Here is an 18,143-nt window from a genome sequence, read left to right as displayed (position 1 = left end):
TACCATCCATATGGCTTTATATTTCTTCCCTCACATTGGCAGCAGTACGAGAAAACTATTGAAGTGCGAACACTGCTTTACCAAAAGCGCTTGAAGAATCGGCGAATTTCCATTAAAAAGTACCCGCTACCGCAGCTCACCGCGTAAATAACTGCCGGTGATCGATCGCGCAGCATCACCGTGCCCTTCGATCAGCTGTCGCGGTGTCCCCTGGAACATGACGGTACCGCCTCGGGTTCCACTTTCCGGGCCCATATCGATGATCCAGTCGGCGCTCCGGATGATGTCCGGGTGATGTTCGATAACGATGACCGTATTGCCGGCGTCAACCAACCGGTTCAAAATGTCGATCATCAGTCCGACATCGGATATGTGGAGGCCTGTCGTCGGCTCGTCCATGACGTAAATGCTGCCCGCCTTATGCAGTTCGCAGGCGAGCTTAAGCCGCTGGCGCTCGCCGCCCGACAGGGTACTCAGCGGCTGTCCGAGCGTCACGTAGCCTAGCCCGACGTCCGAGACCGCCTGTAGGCGGCGACGGATGGCCGGCTGTTTGTCGAAAATAGCCAAGGCCTCTTCCGTTGTTAGCTCCAGTACATCTGATATGGATCGGTCTTGATACCGGTAGCGCAGCACTTCCTCCTTGAACCTATGGCCACCGCACGTTTCACAGACGGTACGTATCCCCTCCATGAAGGCGAGATCCGTATAAAGGACGCCGAGCCCCTGGCACGTCTGGCATGCGCCCGATGAATTAAAGCTGAACAGGGAGGCACTCACGGCATTCACCCGTGCAAACAGCTTGCGCAGCTCATCCATTATGCCCGTATATGTTGCCGGGTTCGAGCGGACTGAAGCCCCGACGGCCGACTGATCTGTCGCAATCGCCTCCGGGTAGCGCGATAGAAACTCGCCATTGATCAATGAGCTTTTGCCGGAGCCAGCTACGCCGGTCACGACCGTCAGCACGCCTGCCGGGATGTCAACCGATACCCGCTTTAAGTTATGAAGCGTCGCATCGACGATCGGGTACATACCGGTCGGTTTACGGACATCCTTGCGAAGCGGTACCTCGTGCCGCATGTGACGGCCCGTTTGCGTATCTGCACGCAGCAGTCCTTCTACGTCCCCTTCATAGACAATCCGCCCGCCATTCACACCGGCATGGGGGCCAACATCAACGATATGATCGGCTGATGCGATGACGTCACGGTCGTGCTCGACGACGAGCACCGTGTTTCCCTTGTCGCACAGTCGGCGGAGCAGCCGATTCAACCGAATGACATCCCTCGGGTGCAGCCCGGCGCTTGGTTCGTCGAAAATGTATAGCATGTCGGTCAGGCTGCTGCCGAGGTGGCGCACCATCTTGACTCGCTGCGATTCGCCTCCGGATAGCGACGCCGTTTCCCGGTCGAGGCTAAGGTAATCGAGTCCGATGTCGATCAGCTGCTGCAGCCGCTCGGTCAGCGCGGACGTTACGGTCACCGCTTCCGGCTCCCGAATGCCATTAACGACTCGTATGAGCTCTCGGATCTCCATGGCGGCCATCTCTGCGATGTTCAAACTGCCGATACGACAACCTAGCGCTTCTTGATTGAGCCGCGTCCCACGACAGAGCGGGCAGGGGTTGCAGGACATATACGGCTGAGCACGACTTAACGTCACTTCGGCTATTTCCTCCGAATCCCGCTTGATGTAAAGCCGTTCAAATTTCGTAATGACACCCTCGTAGCTGGCTTCCATCGGGCCGGTCGGTGTATCGAACGTTATTTTCGCTTCCTTACCGCGAATACCGTATAGCAGCAAGTTCCATTCCTCTTCCGAGTAATCTCCCAGTTTCTTGTCGTTGTCGAACAACCCCGACATGACGTACAGCTTCCAATACCACGTGCCTACGCGGAATGTCGGAAAGGCAATGCCGCCTTCGTTCAACGATTTCTCCCGGTCCAACAGCTTGCCAGGATCCGCCGTGACGATCTTGCCGACACCATGGCATTCTGGACACATCCCGGCTGGTTCGTTGAAGGAGAAAGCGTTGGAATAACCGACGAACGGTTGCCCGACACGTGAAAATAGAAGCCGCAAGAGAGTGTAGGTATCTGTAATTGTACCGACTGTCGACCGTGAGTTGCCGCCAAGCCGCTTTTGGTCGACGACGATGGCGGGGGAAAGGTTTTCGATCACTTCCACCTCGGGCTTGCTGAATTTCGGGAGCCGGTTACGGATGAACGCGCTGAACGTTTCGTTCAGCTCCCGCCGCGCCTCGGCACCGATCGTGTCAAAGACAAGCGACGACTTGCCGGAGCCGGATACCCCTGTGAAGACCGTCAGCTTCCGCTTCGGGACAAAAAGCGTGACATCCTTCAAGTTGTTTTCACGTGCGCCTTTTATGAAGATGCAGTTTTGATCCATGCTTTTAACACCCTTCCAGTAGTTTATTACACGAATCAGTATACTGGGGTATTTATGCCATCTTCTGTCATATTCAAGCAGGGGATGAAACTAACAGGCAGCATAGTTGAAAAGTTACTCGATCCTGTCGCTAATATGACATAAGGTGACGTATATAAGGTTTATAATGAGGGGTATATTAACGAAAAGGAGTAAAATATCATGAAACGAAGAATAATTTTAGATTTAGCAGTTACTTTAGATGGTTTTATTGAAGGGAAGAATGGGGAAGTAGATTGGTGTATTATGGACTCTGAGCTGGGGTTTACTAATTTCTTAAATCAAATAGATACTATTTTTTATGGAAGAAAAAGCTATGATTTATGGGGACAGTATACTCCAGGAACGGAACAAACTGATGTCGAAGGAGAAATATGGGACTTAGTTCATAGTAAAGAGAAGTATGTGTTCTCCCGGACAAAAAAAGGGACAGATCATAAAGCAATATATATAAATGATAATATTCTCGAAGAAGTAAATAAATTAAAGAGTAAGCCTGGCAAAGACATTTGGCTATATGGCGGGGCAAGTCTTATTACAACTTTTATCAATTTAGGACTTGTTGATGTATTTAGATTATCTGTTCACCCCGTTATATTGGGAGAAGGAAAACCGTTGTTTAATGAAATAAAACAGAGGTTGAATCTAAAATTAGTGGATACTAGAACGTTCTCCTCTGGCGTAGTGCAACTAATCTATCATTTGAACGGGAATGAATAATTGCATGTGAATTTATGGGTTTAAGCTTTTGTCAAACGGAAAGACCTTGTCGTAACTGACGGGGTCTCTTTCTTTTGTGGTCATATTGTATTTTCTCAGTAAACGTTAAGGAAACTTTCATGAGTATTTCAGAGAGAGGAGGCATAATGAAATTTATTATTTATGATCACAAAAATTCTCTCACCGAGATAAAACATAGGAGGTATTGGCTAACATGAAACAATCCAAATGGTTTAAATGGCAGGTTGGTATGGTGGCTTCGGTCATTGCAGCTTTTCTCTTCCATGAGGTGAAAGCAAGCTCAGCATTCGAGCAAGCGACAACAGCTGCCAAAAACAGCACCACGGACCCAAAGATCTCAGCGAATGCCGGGTCAGAAGATTATATGGATCGTTGGGCTAGTCAAGCAATGTCCGGCTCTAGCGATACGCCTGGTTCTTCAAGTTTAACCAACCCGAGCACCAAGAATAACCAAAACGATTTATCCGGTAACACGGAGAGGCGCTCGAGCCACAACTCGGACACGTTCTCCCGCTCAAAGACTGGAAGATCGTAATCGCCGGCCTGCATGTCATTATTGAAAAGAGGGATACATGATGTCGTCCATGAACGTTACCCAATTTAATACGCTTGGTCAATATGAATGTAGCTTCCGCGCCATGAATACCTGGATCGAGGTTAAGTTCCAAGCTGCGGAAAATGAGGTAGAGAATTTGATCCTCCTTGCAAAAAACTGGTTTGAGACAGTTGAACAGTGCTTCAATCGATTTCGGGCGAATAGCGAGTTGAGTTATCTGAATCGGTCGGCCGGCAAAACGTGCTTGGTATCGGACCCCATGCTAGAAGTCTTGCAGCTTGCAGAGCTGTACCGCGTCAAGACAGATCACATATTCGAACCCTTCGTATTGCAGGCGTTGATAGAAGCGGGCTATTGTGAATCTTTCGAGCTGCTCAACATAGATAGAGTGGATTCAAGTCCGTTCCGCGACCGCTATAAGGCCCAAGCTTATCCATTAATCGCTCTGGATATTAAGATGAAATCCGTACTCCTGCCGGCGGGCTTACATCTGGATCTCGGCGGAATCGTCAAAAGCTGGTCGGTTAAACGCTTCGCTTCTTATCTTCGGAATAAGCGTTTCGTAGAAAAAGGCCTCATAAACGCGGGAGGAGATCTTATTGCATGGAACTCTAGTGAAGAAAGAACGCACCAGTGGTCTATCGGGATCGAAGATCCCTGGAATCCCAAGAAAGAGCTTGGCGTAATTAACCGCAACAATTTGGCAGTCGCGACCTCCAGTACTTTAGGCAGACAATGGACCAACAGCCAAGGAGCTCAGCATCATCTCATCGATCCGCGCACGATGCGGCCGAGTACGAGCGATACGGTGCAATGTACGGTCATAGGGCAAGACCCGGTTGAATGCGAAATCTGGTCCAAAACCATTTGCATTCTAGGCAGAGAGGAAGGAACGCAGATGCTCTTGGCACGTGCCCCCGGTTACGAGGCGCTGGTGTTTACGGAAGACTACCAGAGCCATTTTTATGGGAAAAGTGAATTGTGGAAGACAGTCGATACGGATGAAATTCATTTAACGGTTTAAATTCAGAAGGGATAGGAGGAATCACTATGCTGCAAACTATCGTTAACTTACCAATCTGGCAGATTATTCGCTCATTAGGTATCGTATCTTATTTGTTTCTTGCTATCGGGATGTGTCTCGGGATATCCTATAGCATGCCAATCTTACCTGTAACTTGGAAAAAAAATATGTACAAGCTGCATAACTTCTTTACGCTAGCAGGCGCTGGAATCGGTTCGCTGCATGGCATTATTACAGTGATCGATGCATATATGCCGTATACATGGATAGAAGTATTGGTTCCTTTTACATCGAAGCAACACCCGATTTTGAATGGGCTCGGCACGATTTCCGGTTACCTTATGCTGATTGTGATCTTCACAACGGACCTCCGCAATAAGCTGAAAAAGTCGGTCTGGTTCGTTCTTCACTTAATGGCATATCCGTCATTTTTCATGGCCTTCATTCACGGATATTACTTGGGTACGGACACCAGCAATTCTGCGGTTCATGTGATGTATCTCGTTACCCTAGCTGCTGTATTAGGTGTATCCGTGATTCGCGGCTTCGTTCACGGCAAAGCCAGCCCTTCCCAAGCAACGAACTAAGCCTTGGTGTCCCAAGGCTCTTTTGTTTTACAATCTCCTGAGAGCTAGTCTGCAGGTTTGAAAATATGCACTTTCGGACCATAGAGTTCCAGGCAATTTCCACAGGACCTCACGTTAATGAATAGAAACCCATTTTAATTCCCACTCTTTGGACATGCTCGGCATAATTAATCCATGAATGCTCGTTCTTTTCACAAAGGTTCTTGTACGGTAGTAGAGCGGAGCCATTGGCATATCCGCCATCAATTGCTTCTCGGCATCGACAAGCAACTCGGAGCGTTTCGCTAAATCGACTTCTTTGTCTGCAGCTTTCACTAGGTCGTCATAGGCTTTGCTATTGTATTGCATATAGTTGAAAGATTCGTTATCAGATACCCACATGTCTAAAAACGTCATCGGATCATTGTAGTCGGCACCCCATAAGGCAATCATAGCTTCGAAGTTGTTTTCCTGCATGTTTTTCACGCGCTGTGCGAATGGTAATGGTTCAACTTCAATGTCGATACCCAAGTTTTGTTTCCATTGTATTTGAATGAACTTGGTCGTTAAGATGGCTAAGTTCGTATCGTCACTTGTCAGCTTGACCCCAATATTACTCCCCGATCGATTCCGGTTATGATATAGCGGCGTATTCATCTTAAATGCTGGAACGAAAGAGCAGGGAGGAGGGTAGCATTGGCGGCCAACAGATGGCTCTTTAACCTTACTTGGAAATATAGAAAGTATTATTTTCAAATTTAGTTGTCAGCCCTAGCTCCTCGACTGCAAATTTCCACGTCATAGGGAAATAAGTCACATCATTTAAAACCAGCAAAGGATATTCTTCAGTCGAATTATCAATCCAGGAATCATTTACATAAACACTAAAATCAGGGAGTTTAGCATAAAGTTTTGAGTCAGGTGTACCGTTTTCTGCTGTTAACTTAGTTGCTTTATTATCAGATTTTCTAATGACAAAGCCAACATCCGCATCCCATTTAGTTTCTAGTCCTAAAGCCTGAGTATAGTTCCAGGTCATGGGGAAGTATGTAATATTCTTATACTCAAAAACCGGATACTTGGAAGATGAGTTTGAAACTAGTTGTCCGTTAACATTAACTTTGTAGGAAGGTAAGTTAACCTTTACAGCGCCTGACGGAACGGTTTCCTTAGCTGGTGTCACAGCCTTTGGTGAATCTGAAGCTGAGCTTGAACTTGAACTTGAAGAACCTCCGCCACCATTATGGTAATGGTACTCGCCATCTTTTAACCCCCACTTTGCACAGTTGGTTCGGCAAGTATGCCCGCCATTAGCATCCGTCCTGCCCGGATGTGCGTTTGCGATAGAGGAGAATGGTAAAGTTAATAGTGCTATAGTAATGATAGTTTTTCTAAGTTTCATTGTAGTGCCTCCTTGTATTGGTTCCAATTTCCTAGCAGATATTACCATATGCAAGAATGTGAGGCAATGAAAATGATAGGATCATGATGCATTATCCGTTAATAAAAGGGGTGCCCCGGCAGGGACATGCTTGTGGAGCTGCTGCTAGGACAACTCTTTTTAATGATCTTTGAAGTAGAGCGTAAGTGCTCAATTAAATGAGAAACACCTAATATTGAATCGGAGTCATCCACCTTAATAGCATCAAAAACCAACCGTCTGAGATAATCTGACGGTTTCTTCGTTTGCAAGCAACACGAACGCTCGATGAAAGGGTGTTTTGCATAATCGTGTTGACAACTGAAATCGCAAAGTATTATAGTATGTTACATGACTAACATACCGGTATGACTAGTTGTTTTATGATTACATAGTTAGTGGGATCGGAAAATATAGGAGCTGATGTTCCAAGAGGAGGCTATATCATGAAAAAAAAATCTTTTATTGTAACCATGGCCAAATGGAGCGCAAAACATCCATGGTACTCCATAATAGGTTGGGTCCTGTTCGTCGCTCTGTGCATTGCTGCGGGCAACGTTTCGGGAGTAAATAAGACGGAAAATGAAGATTTCTGGGTAGGGGAAGCCGGACGAGCGGAGGCAATTATTGCGGCCGGTCAGTTAGATCCGCCTTCTATTGAGAAGATCCTAATTACTTCTCCAAATGGAGAGCTGACCCGTCACGTAACGGATGCAGCTGGGCTTATTTCTAAGAAGATGTCTGTTCACGAAGCAGTCGAGAAAGTAGATAAACCTATTGGTTCGGCAGATGGAAAAGCACTCATGATAAAGGTCACATTGAAAAAAGACTACAAAGCGAGGGATTATGTACAATCGTTACGGGATCTGACCCATGCTGTGCAAGCCGAATACCCGAACGTGCAAATAGAACAAACGGGGGACGCCTCCATTTCAAAAGGTAATGAAGAGATGCTGGGAGGAGGGCTTAAGCGTGCGGAGATGATAACTTTACCGATCACACTTATCATTTTGTACCTTGTATTCGGAAGGTTCCTCGCTGCGGTAGTGCCGCTAATACTAGCCTTAACTTCCATAATAGCTTCTTTGGTTACAAAGTCGCTACCTATGTGTTCCCAGATGCGGGTGGTGCAGTCACCAACGTAGTTCTAATGATAGGCTTGGCGGTTGGTGTTGATTATTCATTGTTTTTTCTCAAAAGGGTACGTGAAGAGCGGGAACGCGCCAACGGACAAATTAGTCATGCAGCCGCGGTGGAGCTCGCTGCGTCAACCTCAGGAAGAGCGATCCTAGTTTCCGGGTTTGCAGTGCTCGTTTCGCTGTTAGGTTTATATGTTGCGGACGATGTGATTTTTTCCTCCATTGCTACTGGGTCCATTATTGTCGTTTTAATTGCCATGATGAGTTCGTTGACGGTACTCCCGGCGCTATTGGCCAAACTTGGAACGAAGGTAGATAACCGGGCTTACAAACGAAAGGCTCAATCATCTGCCGCAGCCCCTATGTTATCGCGTATGCTGAAAGTTATGATGAATCGCCCATGGCTCACGTTCCTCTTGGCAACCCTGGCTATGGTTGTTATTGCAGTTCCGGTGTTGGACTTACAGTTAAAAGTAGAAGGGAAAGAAACGTTTCCAAGGTCAATGCCGGCCATGTCGGCATATGAACGTCTGACAAAGGCGTTTCCTGATGAGGGAGTATCGCATGTGATTGCTGTTCTCAGTGATTCGGCTCATTCCGCTGAAGTTGTAACTGCTCTGAAGCGAATGTCGCAAAGTTTGCATAATAACCCCCTGTTCGCAGTTGGCGATACTCCAAGGATCCAAACTTCTGCAGACAAAACGGTCAGCACCCTTGAATTACCGATTCCATTTGGGTCCAGTTCCCAGGAGGCTGCCAATTCATTGGAGCAGCTTAGGAACGGATTGGTACCGGAAATGATCGGGTCTATCGCCGGTGTTGAATACGCTATAACCGGAGAAACAGCCAGATCGGTAGATACCGTGACTCATCAAATCGCCAAGCTCCCTTTGGTTGCGCTGTTTGTTCTCATGTTGAGCTTTTTCATTCTAGTTTTCGCATTTCGATCTGTCGTGATAGGATTCATCGGAATTTTGCTGAATATCCTTTCCGCTTTGGCAACGCTTGGAGCTCTAGTCATGGTATTCCAGTACAACTGGATAGAAATACTCGGCTTGGCAGGGGGCGGCTTTGTCAGCTCGCGAATACCGCTCATTCTGTTCGTCATTTTATTTGGGCTTTCAATGGACTATCAGGTTTTCGTAGTAAGCCGAATCAGGGAAGCTACCCTGCGTGGGTTATCTACCCAAGAAGCAGTATTTGAAGGGATTACAGGCTCGGCTACGGTTGTAACAAGTGCAGCTGTTGTCATGGTATCCGTATTCGTAAGCTTCATGTTCGTTCCTTATCTGGAATTGAAAGAAATGGGATTTGGACTTACCGTTGCCGTCCTGCTTGACGCCATAGTGGTCAGGATCATGATTCTTCCCTCTATTATGACGCTTCTTGGTAAGGCAAACTGGTGGCCGTCACGCTTGGTGGAGCGTATGCAATCAGCTAAATCATCTAGCATTTAACAATAGAACGGACAGTAACGGATATTATGCAATGAGCACCTCATTTAACTCCTGATTTACTATGTAGGCCGGGTTAACTGCGGTTCACATAACACCAGAGTTCTGTGTGAATGAAAGATTGACATTGGAATTCATTAGGATTATAGTGTATCGCAGTACTAACATACAGGTAGGGAGATAAAATGACTATTAACTTTGAGGATAGGCAACCGATATTTCAGCAAGTTGCCATAATGATTGAAGATGATATTCTAAACGGTACCTACCGCGAAGATGATCAAATTATCTCTATAGCGCAGTTCACACGAACGTTTCAGATTAATCCCGCAACCGCAGTGAAAGGGATTGCTCTATTAGTTAGTGAAGGCATTTTATACAAAAAAAGGGGACTAGGTATGTTTGTTTCCCCGGACGCCAAAAAGATTATTATGAGAAAGAGACGAGATCGTTTTTTTAATGAGCTAGTGCTGAAGCTGCTTGATGAGGCTGAAAAGCTGGGACTGACGAACGATGATGTGATAGAAATGATAAAACAAATGAAACGGGGGTGAGCGAGTGAGCACTATTCTGAAATGCACGAATATATGCAAAAGCTACGGGAATACCAAAGTGATAAGCAACCTAGAACTGCAGCTGGAAGAAAACACAATATATGGGCTGCTCGGGCGCAACGGCGCTGGCAAGACGACACTGCTCAATATGATAACCGGAAGCTTTTTTCCTGATAGCGGGGAAATTCAGGTTGCCGGATTACTGCTAAACCGGGGGGATACGCCTAAAGAAGCTTGCTATGTTCGGGAGAAAAATCTGTTTTTCAGCGACGCCAAGGTCATTGAGATATTGGATATGGCTTCGGCATTTCATCCAAACTGGGATGGGGCGTTTGCCAATGATATGCTCAAACTGTTTCGGCTGGATCCATCAATGAAAATTCGGAAGCTTTCCAGAGGAATGGAGTCGGTCGTTGGCAACATCATAGGTTTAGCGAGCCGAGCATCGCTGACGATTTACGACGAGCCCGTACTAGGCCTTGATGCGCTCATGCGTGAAAAATTTTACAGTGCACTTATGGAAGATTACGCTAACCACCCCCGTACGATTGTTATATCCACGCATCTGATTGATGAGATCGCCAAGGTTGTCGAACAAGTATTTATACTTGAAGCGGGGAGTATTTTGTTAAAAGATAGTGTAGATCATCTTCAAAACCGTTCTCTTTTACTAAGAGGGAATAGTGAGGCACTCAGAGCGTTCACCCGGGGTAAACGAGTCATTTATCAAGAATCTTATGGTCATGGTATGCTCATGGCTATCTACGATACTCTTAGTGAATCGGACAAAATAGAGGCAGACAAGCTAGGAATTACAATGGACGGTATACCGTTACAGAAACTTTTTGCTTATCTGGTCGAAGGGGGCAAAGGTTTTGAATAAGGTAAAAGTTCAAATGAAGGCGTCCTACTTGCAACTTCGAATTTATTTACTTATTGTCCTCGGGCTAATGGGAATAGGAATTGTCACTAGTGTCATACTGGACCTGACTATGGGAAGCGACAGAAACCACCATGTTTCCGTCGGTAATGTGTTTACGTTATACCTTATTCTTGCGGCCACCGTGCTTCCGCTCATCTATTTTAAACGGATCATAAACATCGGGGCTACACGTACAGAATATTTCATTGGCCTGCTTGCTATTTATTCCTTTTGGGCAGCGGTTAACGCGCTATTCAATTCACTGTGGCTTCAGCTTGAAATAAGTCTAACCTATATCCGTGCGAACAATTACATTAATATCCTAGAGGTTTTTCATTGGGATCAATTCGGGATTATTGGAATGGCCATTTACCAATTCGGGATTTACATGCTGCTCCTATCCATAGTGAATCTGTTATTCTCGGGAATGTGGCATTATATCGGCTGGCTTCTGTGGGCCATCCTGATTGCAGCGATATCGGTCGGCACATCAATCGCTTTTTTACGAGGCTATGTAGCAGATTTCTTCAAAGCGCTGCTATTCAATCAATCACTATTGCAAGGATTCATGCTTGCTATAGGTCTTAGTATTCTTTTCTTATTGGCCGGATGGCTATTAACCAGAAGACGGACGATTTAAAATGGTAACTGCTCCCCTAGTTGCAGTCCTTTCAAGCGTTATCGTGACTGTGAGTTGTAATAAATTTTGTCGTCGAGTTGAACATAATTTGTCGTCGTGCTTGAACATAAATGTAGCAGGCTCGTTCCTTTATGGAACGGGCTTTCTTTATACTGGGCTTTATCTTGCTTTAAAGGGTGGCTATTGTCCATTATTAATTAAGGGCAGTTTTATTATCATTCGGTATGTAATGGGTTATAATGGAATTATACAAGCATTAGGAAACATCAGGCATTTGTTCGCCATCTTTATAATTATCCTCGAGGATAGGGTATACATTGTCGTACCTTCCCTTGCAATAAATATTAAGAAAGCGGGATTTTGTATGAGTCGAAAGAAAGAACTGAAAATGAAGAAATTGGGAATTGAGCATTTGGAACAGTATAGTCAATTACTTAAATATGTTTTTCAAGTGACTCGTAAAGATCTATACCAAATTGGTTGGGAAGAGGAAGAGATGATTCAAGCCTATTCACCTATACTACAGCAAGCCGATGTCTGGGGATGGTTTGACAAAGAAAAGTTGGTTTCTCAATTGGCTGTTTACCCCTTTCAGGTTAGGATATTCAACAAAACATATGAAATGGGCGGGTTGACAAGCGTCGGGACTTTTCCTGAATATTCCGGTCAAGGTCTCATGAATAAGCTAATTTATCAAGCACTAGAAAAGATGAAAGAAAGAAAACAATCCATTTCTTACTTGTACCCCTATTCCATTCCATATTATCGTAGAAAAGGGTGGGAAATTATAAGCGACAAGATTACTTTTGAAGTTCACGATTATCAATTACCTAAAATGAAACAAGTTTCCGGGGATGTTGAAAGAGCTACCGCTGACAGTGATGAGGTTAAACAAGCCTACAAACGATTTGCATTACGAACTCATGGGGCGATGCTGCGGAATGAATTAGCATGGAATGAATATTGGCTTTGGGATTCAGACGACTTAATGGCTGCGATTTACTACAACGAAAAGCACGAACCTGATGGCTATATTCTTTATTGGATTGAAGATGAAGTATTTCATATCAAAGATATGATCTTTCTTCATGAAGAAGCCCGCATCGGACTTTGGAACTTTATTAGTGCTCATTTTTCGATGATAACAAAAGTCATTGGTCACACACACACAGATGAACCTTTAGCGTTCTTACTTGAAGATGCAGATATAAAAGAAACCATCTCACCCTATTACATGGCACGTATTGTTGATGTTGTGCAGTTTATTGAACAATATCCGTTTAAGCCGGATACCGAGAAAAGAGAATGGATCTTTAAGCTGGAAGACCCCCTTCTGACATGGAACCAAGGAACTTTCGCACTACGGATCTCCCCCTCAGGAAAAGGAGAAATCAATCGTACACTAGAGCACAGCAGCTCCAGAATTGATATTCAAACTTTGACAACTATGCTGCTTGGATACAAACGTCCGGATTATTTGAGTAAAATCGGACGGATCACATGCACCTCTGAGACGTTAGATATGCTTGAAGATGCGATTGAACAACAAACACCATATTTCTCGGATTATTTCTAAAAAACAACTTGCCAATTGGAATTGTCCCTGAGGCGAAAATGAAACAACGATTGGATGAGATTTCAGCATGGTGTGCAAGAAACAAGATCAATGAAAGACATCGCAGGCAGGAGTAGTCTAGAATGAAAATAGAGGAGATCGTAGAATACTGTTTATCCTATCCAGGGTCTTATGAAGATCACCCCTTCGGAGAAGGATGGACGGCTATACGCCATAAAGAAAACAAGAAGTTATTCGCCTTGATTTTCAACCGAGATGAACATCTTTGCGTTAACCTTAAATGTGATCCTGAACGATCCGATTTTCTTCGACAAGCATTTAAGGAAGTCAAGCCAGGGTACCATATGAATAAAGAGCACTGGAATACAGTGATTCTGGATGAAGGACTTCCGGAAGATGATCTTCATGACATGGTAAGGCATAGTTTTGAACTCACAAGGCCTAAACGTAAAACCAAAGAATAGTGCGGATAAACCTTAAGGGCTTCGATAGGAGGCTAGGTAGCTTGACAAGGTGTCAGGTACTAATCTAATAAACCAATCTATTTTAAGCCGCTTGCCTTAAGCGGCATTTTGTTTTTAACCGGGGGAACTTTAGAGACCCGACTGATCGTTGCCGCTGGGTAAAGAAGGAACTTTTGCTTCCGAACACCGAGCCGCAATGCTGGAATACTTTACTTGAAACTTCGTCCGCCATCGAATTGTAATTGTGGTACGATATTCACACAACATGTTAATCGAACAGGAGGGGAAACGATGGTGGCAAAACCGAATATCGTCGAAGTGGCAGCGCTCATCGGTGACGCTTCGCGGGTCACGATGCTTTCAGAAATGTTAGGAGGTAAAGCTCTTCCGGCAAGCGAGTTGGCGCGTATCGCGCGTATTACGCCACAAACGGCAAGCTCGCATCTGGCTAAATTGGTCGAGGGTGGACTGCTCTCCATGGAAACATGCGGCCGACACCGCTATTATCGGTTGGCCGGACCCGAAGTTGCCTATGCACTTGAAGCTCTCAATGCTATCGCAACGCAAAAGCCGAGCCAGTCACTCAAGGAATACGATCGCTTAAAAGTGCTGCGGTATGCCCGTACTTGTTACGACCACATCGCGGGAGAAGTGGGTGTTAGGCTGACGGATCAATTGCTTGCTTTAGGAATGATTGACCGATCAGGTCGAGACTTTGTCGTTAGCGAACGGGGTTATGAGCGATTCAGGAACTTCGGCATCGATGTAGATAATGTAAAAAAAGAGCGTCGCCATTTTGCCAGGCAATGTTTAGATTGGAGTGAAAGAAGGCACCACATTGCCGGTAGTCTTGGCGCTGCAATGACCAACAGATTGTTTGAACTCGGATGGATTGCCCGTATTCCCGGCGGACGTGCAATCCACGTAACGGACGCGGGTTTAAATGGCTTGGCTGACGAATTTTGCCCGAAACTATGACAAGCAAATCACTTCAACTAACACATAACATTCATCATTCGATGAATGTCGAATGGTTTTCCGGCTATAATGCTCGTTGAGGTGAGTAAAATGAATAAACAAATAAAAACAGCAATTCGGGCCATTCAACCAAAAATATTGTATTTTGGTACTCCAGTCGTATTGCTTTCAACTTTGAATGAGGACGGGACGACAAATCTCACACCCATGTCATCAGCCTGGGCACTGAGGAACCGCATCGTTCTTGGGCTTGGTGAAGGTGGGAAAGGGGCGGCCAATTTGCTCCGCTGCGGGGAATGCGTTGTCAACCTGCCAGATGCTTCCCACTGGGAACAAGTTGAGAGGCTAGCCAGATTAACCGGCGCAAACCCGGTACCAGACTACAAGCAGGAACTGTACCGGTTTGAGCACGACAAATTTTCAGCCGGTAGTTTCACACCGCTTGCTTCAGATGTAGTGCGACCACAACGCGTGGAGGAGTGTCCTTTGCAAATTGAGGCCAAAGTCGTTAACCTCTACAATACAGACGGATTTACCATCATCGAGGTAGAGGCACAAAAAGTCCATGCTCACGAAGCGATTATGCTAAATGAGCAGCATATTAATCCAACTGCATGGAACCCGCTCATTTACAACTTTCGCCACTACTTTGGCCTAGATCAGGAGTTGGGCAAGACCTTTAAGTCAGAAACATGATGAACATGGTTATCTCGTTTTTGACAACCATTCGATCATTCAGCAATGGATAGAGCAGGGGATGTCCACAGGCTCAATATCCTTCTTTTCACCTCGGCTACAGTAAAGTCAATTTTGATTTTACATCCGTATTTATGGTATGATTTTCCTTAATGAGGCTCTTATCTTTGGGTGATGTGTTATGGATAAAACACAATATCTGCCAAAGGTAAGAGTTTTTTTCATAACCGTCGCATTTCGAAATAAGGGAGGGTTTGCATTGCTTAGAGTTATCTTTGTAGACGACGAACCCTGGGCTTTGACAGGAATCAAAAATATTATCGATTGGAATAAGGAGGGATTTGAAGTCATCGAAACCTTTTTAGATCCGCGGCAGGCATTGGATAGCCTTACACGAATTCAGCCAGATATAGTATTTACCGATATACGAATGCCGGGAATGACCGGACTTGATCTGGTCAAGGAATCCAGAGAAAAAGGAATTCATTCTGAGTTTGTGATCGTAAGCGCTTATAGCGATTTCGAGGTAGCCCGCGGGGCTTTGCAATATGATGTATTTCACTATATTCTTAAACCTCTTGACCGGGATGAAGTAGGGACAGTGGCGGATAGGCTAAGAAAAAAACTTAATTCCGGCAAACACCCAGTCCTGATGGAGGTTTTTCAAACAGGCAAACTCATGAGTAATAAACAAAGAGAGGTGCTTGTAGCTGCTGCAATCCATAATCATTGTTACGTTGCAGTTGCCGATTCCAAAGATTACAGCCTGCCCCATAAGAAGGACATCTATGTTGAACAATTTTTGCTTAGTGATGGAACACGCCTTTACCTGCTTTCATCAAAGCAGAGTCTGGAGCCCCTTTTCAATCAATGGAGGATATCTGCTGCCGCGTGCGGGGTAAGCTTAGGAATAAGTGTGCAGCGTCCAGGTTTTGAAGATTTCGATAATATGTTATCTGAAGCTGTCTGTGCTGCTCAACTGGAAATTGATTATTCTGCAAACGCTATAGTATCGGCGATCCAGGTATACCTTAGCAGAAATTATCAAAATGAGCTTTCACTTAGTGAGATCTCTGAACGATTCTATTTATCCGAAACATACTTATGCGAGCTTTTCAAGAAGCAAACAGGGGTTACACTTACAGGCTTTTTGACTGCGATCAGAATGAAGAGAGCGGCACACCTTCTTGTGGAAAACGAAGCACCTGTACAACAAGTGGCGGACAAGGTAGGTTATTCAGACTATGGATATTTTGGAAGGATATTCAAACGGTTTTTCGGATTTACTCCCAGTAAGTACCGAAAAATTCAGCATGCTGCCATCATCAATAAAAACTTCAGTGCGTTGGAAGAGTAAAATTCGGGCTTAGTAATGTGAGCGCTTTAGGCACGCGGATGATGACTTTGGCGTAGTGACCCTTAACAGAGCGGACCTCAAAGCGATATTGGTCACCATAGCTGTTCTTTAGACGCTGCTGGATATTATAAAGACCTATACTCGTTTCTCCGTGTGAGGTATTATCGTTTATTGGCTGGGTAAAGTTATTTATTTTTCGGAGCTCATCACCGGAGATGCCGGCACCATTATCGGCAATGTTCAATAAAAGGGATCCATCTTCTTGAAGCCGGCCTGATATTCTTATGATGCAGGGTGGTTTTTTTTCAGCAAATCCATGTTTAATGGAGTTTTCAACGATAGGCTGGAGAAACATGGCATGCATAGGATGGTTCATTGCCTCATCCTGAATATCCAGCTTTATTGTGTATTTCCCCGGAAAACGCTGGCTCATTACCTTCACATAATCGCAGGTGTGTTTTATTTCGTCTTGCAGGGTCACGATAGTTCCAGTGCTTACCGAATAACGGAACATGCTGGCCATGGATATGCAGATATCTTCAATACTTCTGACACCATAGACTTGGGCCATGCTTCGTACACACTCCAAGGTATTAAAAAGAAAGTGTGGATTTATTTGGCTTCTGTATGAGAGCAATTCGGCCTTTTGCTGGGCAATCATGGATTGGTACAAATTCTGCTGGGATTTCCTAATCTCTTTTTGGGAAATATCAATTCGCTCCAGCATTTCATTGATATCCTCGGCAAGTCTGGCAAGTTCGACCGTTTTCGGTACACGTACCCTGGTTACATCTTTCCGCAAAGTAAGATTTCTCATATCATTGATAATCTGATCTATAGGATTGGTCACGGAACGGAGCACAAGCTGCATCTGGAAAAAAAGCAGAAGTCCGGCAACAAGAATAATAAAGATACCGATACTTCTTATAGGAATCAGATCGCCAATCAGGGAATGTCTCGTGGCCAGTGAAACAAAACGCCATCCGAATTCGGGTACCGATACGGAGCTGGTGAGAAATTTTTCTCCATTGACGTCCGCCTTGCCCCGGCCCTCTTTAGCGTTTAGCAATATAGACTTCTCTACTTCATTCATTTCCCTGCTAGAATTTATGATTTTATCTTCAAATATGAGTGCAGTTAGACCATCGCTGGATATTCCGGTGCTAAGTTCTCCTGTAAATGATTTCAAATCGACTACGACTGTACATAATGCTATATTTTTTTTCTCGCTATATCCTTCTAATATGGAACGGACAGGAAGAATGTACAGAAAGAAGGGTCCGTTATTGCCGCCGTTATTATCGAAGAATACGTTGCTAACGATCGGATTGCGGAGTGTTATATCTTGAGCCAGTCCGTTTTCCGCCATCGCCTTTTCTCGAATCTCACGGAAAATATCGCTAATATAAAAGTTATTCCTATTTCGGGATGTAAGGACAATGCTTTTTATATTTTTGCTACCGTAAGTGGAGTCATATAGAACCTCGGTAGCTGAAGTCTTCAATTTAAAAAATTCGGATGGTTCATCCGTTAACAGGAACTGCTGAACAGCCGTAGAGTAAGACACCCGCTTGGCGGCTCTGTCGATTTCATTGATAGCCATAACAA

General features: G+C 45.0%; 19 protein-coding genes. 15 read left to right on the top strand and 4 right to left on the bottom strand.

Annotated features, from left to right (window positions below):
• Positions 1-126 precede the first annotated feature (126 nt).
• The gene (locus tag ABEA66_RS15320) at positions 127-2,004 is read right to left on the bottom strand and encodes an ATP-binding cassette domain-containing protein (RefSeq protein ID WP_345588577.1); all 1,878 of its coding nucleotides are present in this window, start codon (positions 2,002-2,004) and stop codon (positions 127-129) included.
• A 217-nt stretch (positions 2,005-2,221) separates the two neighbouring features.
• Here ABEA66_RS15320 and ABEA66_RS15315 point away from each other — a divergent pair, with 217 nt between their 5' ends.
• The 5 genes from ABEA66_RS15315 to ABEA66_RS15295 all read left to right on the top strand — a co-directional run bounded on the left by ABEA66_RS15315 (position 2,222) and on the right by ABEA66_RS15295 (position 5,356).
• Positions 2,222-2,404 (top strand): hypothetical protein, encoded by a 183-nt coding sequence (locus ABEA66_RS15315; protein ID WP_345588575.1) that lies wholly within the window; start codon positions 2,222-2,224, stop codon positions 2,402-2,404.
• Positions 2,405-2,610: 206 nt separating this feature from the next.
• Complete coding sequence (locus tag ABEA66_RS15310) at positions 2,611-3,168, top strand: dihydrofolate reductase family protein (protein ID WP_345588573.1); 558 nt, start codon at positions 2,611-2,613, stop codon at positions 3,166-3,168.
• A gap of 214 nt (positions 3,169-3,382) precedes the next feature.
• Positions 3,383-3,724 (top strand): hypothetical protein, encoded by a 342-nt coding sequence (locus tag ABEA66_RS15305; RefSeq protein WP_345588571.1) that lies wholly within the window; start codon positions 3,383-3,385, stop codon positions 3,722-3,724.
• A gap of 37 nt (positions 3,725-3,761) precedes the next feature.
• On the top strand, positions 3,762-4,769 hold the full coding sequence (locus ABEA66_RS15300; RefSeq protein ID WP_345588569.1) for an FAD:protein FMN transferase: 1,008 nt from the start codon (positions 3,762-3,764) through the stop codon (positions 4,767-4,769).
• Positions 4,770-4,795: 26 nt separating this feature from the next.
• The gene (locus tag ABEA66_RS15295; RefSeq protein ID WP_345588567.1) at positions 4,796-5,356 is read left to right on the top strand and encodes a ferric reductase; all 561 of its coding nucleotides are present in this window, start codon (positions 4,796-4,798) and stop codon (positions 5,354-5,356) included.
• Between the two features lie 114 nt (positions 5,357-5,470).
• On the opposite strand, the gene ABEA66_RS15290 is transcribed toward ABEA66_RS15295, so the two are convergent.
• Together ABEA66_RS15290 and ABEA66_RS15285 are read right to left on the bottom strand one after the other, a co-directional pair.
• Positions 5,471-5,992, bottom strand: a complete 522-nt coding sequence (locus tag ABEA66_RS15290; protein WP_345588565.1) for an ABC transporter substrate-binding protein — start codon at positions 5,990-5,992, stop codon at positions 5,471-5,473.
• A gap of 67 nt (positions 5,993-6,059) precedes the next feature.
• Positions 6,060-6,737, bottom strand: a complete 678-nt coding sequence (locus tag ABEA66_RS15285) for a YHYH domain-containing protein (protein WP_079913232.1) — start codon at positions 6,735-6,737, stop codon at positions 6,060-6,062.
• Positions 6,738-7,201: 464 nt separating this feature from the next.
• On the opposite strand from ABEA66_RS15285, the gene ABEA66_RS15280 reads away from it, so the two are divergent.
• From ABEA66_RS15280 to ABEA66_RS15235, 10 genes are all read left to right on the top strand, one after another.
• A complete protein-coding gene (locus ABEA66_RS15280) occupies positions 7,202-7,900 on the top strand; it encodes an MMPL family transporter (protein ID WP_345588562.1) in 699 nt (232 codons plus the stop codon).
• A 38-nt stretch (positions 7,901-7,938) separates the two neighbouring features.
• A complete protein-coding gene (locus ABEA66_RS15275; RefSeq protein WP_345588560.1) occupies positions 7,939-9,351 on the top strand; it encodes an MMPL family transporter in 1,413 nt (470 codons plus the stop codon).
• A gap of 182 nt (positions 9,352-9,533) precedes the next feature.
• Entirely contained in the window at positions 9,534-9,902 is a 369-nt protein-coding gene (locus ABEA66_RS15270; protein WP_079913234.1) for a GntR family transcriptional regulator, read from the top strand.
• A gap of 4 nt (positions 9,903-9,906) precedes the next feature.
• Positions 9,907-10,785 (top strand): ATP-binding cassette domain-containing protein, encoded by an 879-nt coding sequence (locus tag ABEA66_RS15265; RefSeq protein ID WP_345588556.1) that lies wholly within the window; start codon positions 9,907-9,909, stop codon positions 10,783-10,785.
• A complete protein-coding gene (locus tag ABEA66_RS15260) occupies positions 10,778-11,464 on the top strand; it encodes a hypothetical protein (RefSeq protein WP_345588555.1) in 687 nt (228 codons plus the stop codon). The genes ABEA66_RS15265 and ABEA66_RS15260 overlap by 8 nt, the downstream gene beginning before the upstream one ends.
• A 364-nt stretch (positions 11,465-11,828) precedes the next feature.
• On the top strand, positions 11,829-13,040 hold the full coding sequence (locus ABEA66_RS15255) for a GNAT family N-acetyltransferase (RefSeq protein ID WP_345588554.1): 1,212 nt from the start codon (positions 11,829-11,831) through the stop codon (positions 13,038-13,040).
• A 122-nt stretch (positions 13,041-13,162) separates the two neighbouring features.
• Complete coding sequence (locus tag ABEA66_RS15250) at positions 13,163-13,504, top strand: MmcQ/YjbR family DNA-binding protein (protein ID WP_079913237.1); 342 nt, start codon at positions 13,163-13,165, stop codon at positions 13,502-13,504.
• A gap of 291 nt (positions 13,505-13,795) precedes the next feature.
• The gene (locus ABEA66_RS15245; RefSeq protein WP_345588551.1) at positions 13,796-14,482 is read left to right on the top strand and encodes an ArsR/SmtB family transcription factor; all 687 of its coding nucleotides are present in this window, start codon (positions 13,796-13,798) and stop codon (positions 14,480-14,482) included.
• A 90-nt stretch (positions 14,483-14,572) separates the two neighbouring features.
• A complete protein-coding gene (locus ABEA66_RS15240; RefSeq protein WP_345588549.1) occupies positions 14,573-15,178 on the top strand; it encodes a flavin reductase family protein in 606 nt (201 codons plus the stop codon).
• Positions 15,179-15,359: 181 nt separating this feature from the next.
• Positions 15,360-16,535: a response regulator transcription factor gene (locus ABEA66_RS15235; protein WP_345588547.1), complete on the top strand. Its 1,176-nt coding sequence runs from the start codon at positions 15,360-15,362 to the stop codon at positions 16,533-16,535.
• Here the strand turns inward: ABEA66_RS15235 and ABEA66_RS15230 are convergent.
• A complete protein-coding gene (locus tag ABEA66_RS15230) occupies positions 16,516-18,138 on the bottom strand; it encodes a sensor histidine kinase (protein WP_345588544.1) in 1,623 nt (540 codons plus the stop codon). The two genes, ABEA66_RS15235 and ABEA66_RS15230, sit on opposite strands and share 20 nt — an antisense overlap.
• Between the last annotated feature and the right edge of the window lie 5 nt (positions 18,139-18,143).

It is taken from the genome of Paenibacillus vulneris, assembly GCF_039543185.1.
Taxonomy (GTDB): Bacteria; Bacillota; Bacilli; order Paenibacillales; family NBRC-103111; genus Paenibacillus_S; species Paenibacillus_S vulneris.
This window is presented reverse-complemented; position numbering and strand designations above follow the sequence as displayed.

Bases quoted from the DNA above. Each gene is read 5' to 3' on its own strand.
- ABEA66_RS15235 (WP_345588547.1), top strand. From the start codon at position 15,360: ATGGATAAAACACAATATCTGCCAAAGGTAAGAGTTTTTTTCATAACC.
- ABEA66_RS15280 (WP_345588562.1), top strand. From the start codon at position 7,202: ATGAAAAAAAAATCTTTTATTGTAACCATGGCCAAATGGAGCGCAAAA.
- ABEA66_RS15230 (WP_345588544.1), bottom strand. From the start codon at position 18,138: ATGGCTATCAATGAAATCGACAGAGCCGCCAAGCGGGTGTCTTACTCT.
- ABEA66_RS15295 (WP_345588567.1), top strand. From the start codon at position 4,796: ATGCTGCAAACTATCGTTAACTTACCAATCTGGCAGATTATTCGCTCA.
- ABEA66_RS15310 (WP_345588573.1), top strand. From the start codon at position 2,611: ATGAAACGAAGAATAATTTTAGATTTAGCAGTTACTTTAGATGGTTTT.
- ABEA66_RS15300 (WP_345588569.1), top strand. From the start codon at position 3,762: ATGATGTCGTCCATGAACGTTACCCAATTTAATACGCTTGGTCAATAT.
- ABEA66_RS15285 (WP_079913232.1), bottom strand. From the start codon at position 6,737: ATGAAACTTAGAAAAACTATCATTACTATAGCACTATTAACTTTACCA.
- ABEA66_RS15290 (WP_345588565.1), bottom strand. From the start codon at position 5,992: ATGAATACGCCGCTATATCATAACCGGAATCGATCGGGGAGTAATATT.
- ABEA66_RS15240 (WP_345588549.1), top strand. From the start codon at position 14,573: ATGAATAAACAAATAAAAACAGCAATTCGGGCCATTCAACCAAAAATA.
- ABEA66_RS15245 (WP_345588551.1), top strand. From the start codon at position 13,796: ATGGTGGCAAAACCGAATATCGTCGAAGTGGCAGCGCTCATCGGTGAC.
- ABEA66_RS15255 (WP_345588554.1), top strand. From the start codon at position 11,829: ATGAGTCGAAAGAAAGAACTGAAAATGAAGAAATTGGGAATTGAGCAT.
- ABEA66_RS15270 (WP_079913234.1), top strand. From the start codon at position 9,534: ATGACTATTAACTTTGAGGATAGGCAACCGATATTTCAGCAAGTTGCC.
- ABEA66_RS15315 (WP_345588575.1), top strand. From the start codon at position 2,222: ATGAACGCGCTGAACGTTTCGTTCAGCTCCCGCCGCGCCTCGGCACCG.
- ABEA66_RS15305 (WP_345588571.1), top strand. From the start codon at position 3,383: ATGAAACAATCCAAATGGTTTAAATGGCAGGTTGGTATGGTGGCTTCG.
- ABEA66_RS15250 (WP_079913237.1), top strand. From the start codon at position 13,163: ATGAAAATAGAGGAGATCGTAGAATACTGTTTATCCTATCCAGGGTCT.
- ABEA66_RS15320 (WP_345588577.1), bottom strand. From the start codon at position 2,004: ATGTGTCCAGAATGCCATGGTGTCGGCAAGATCGTCACGGCGGATCCT.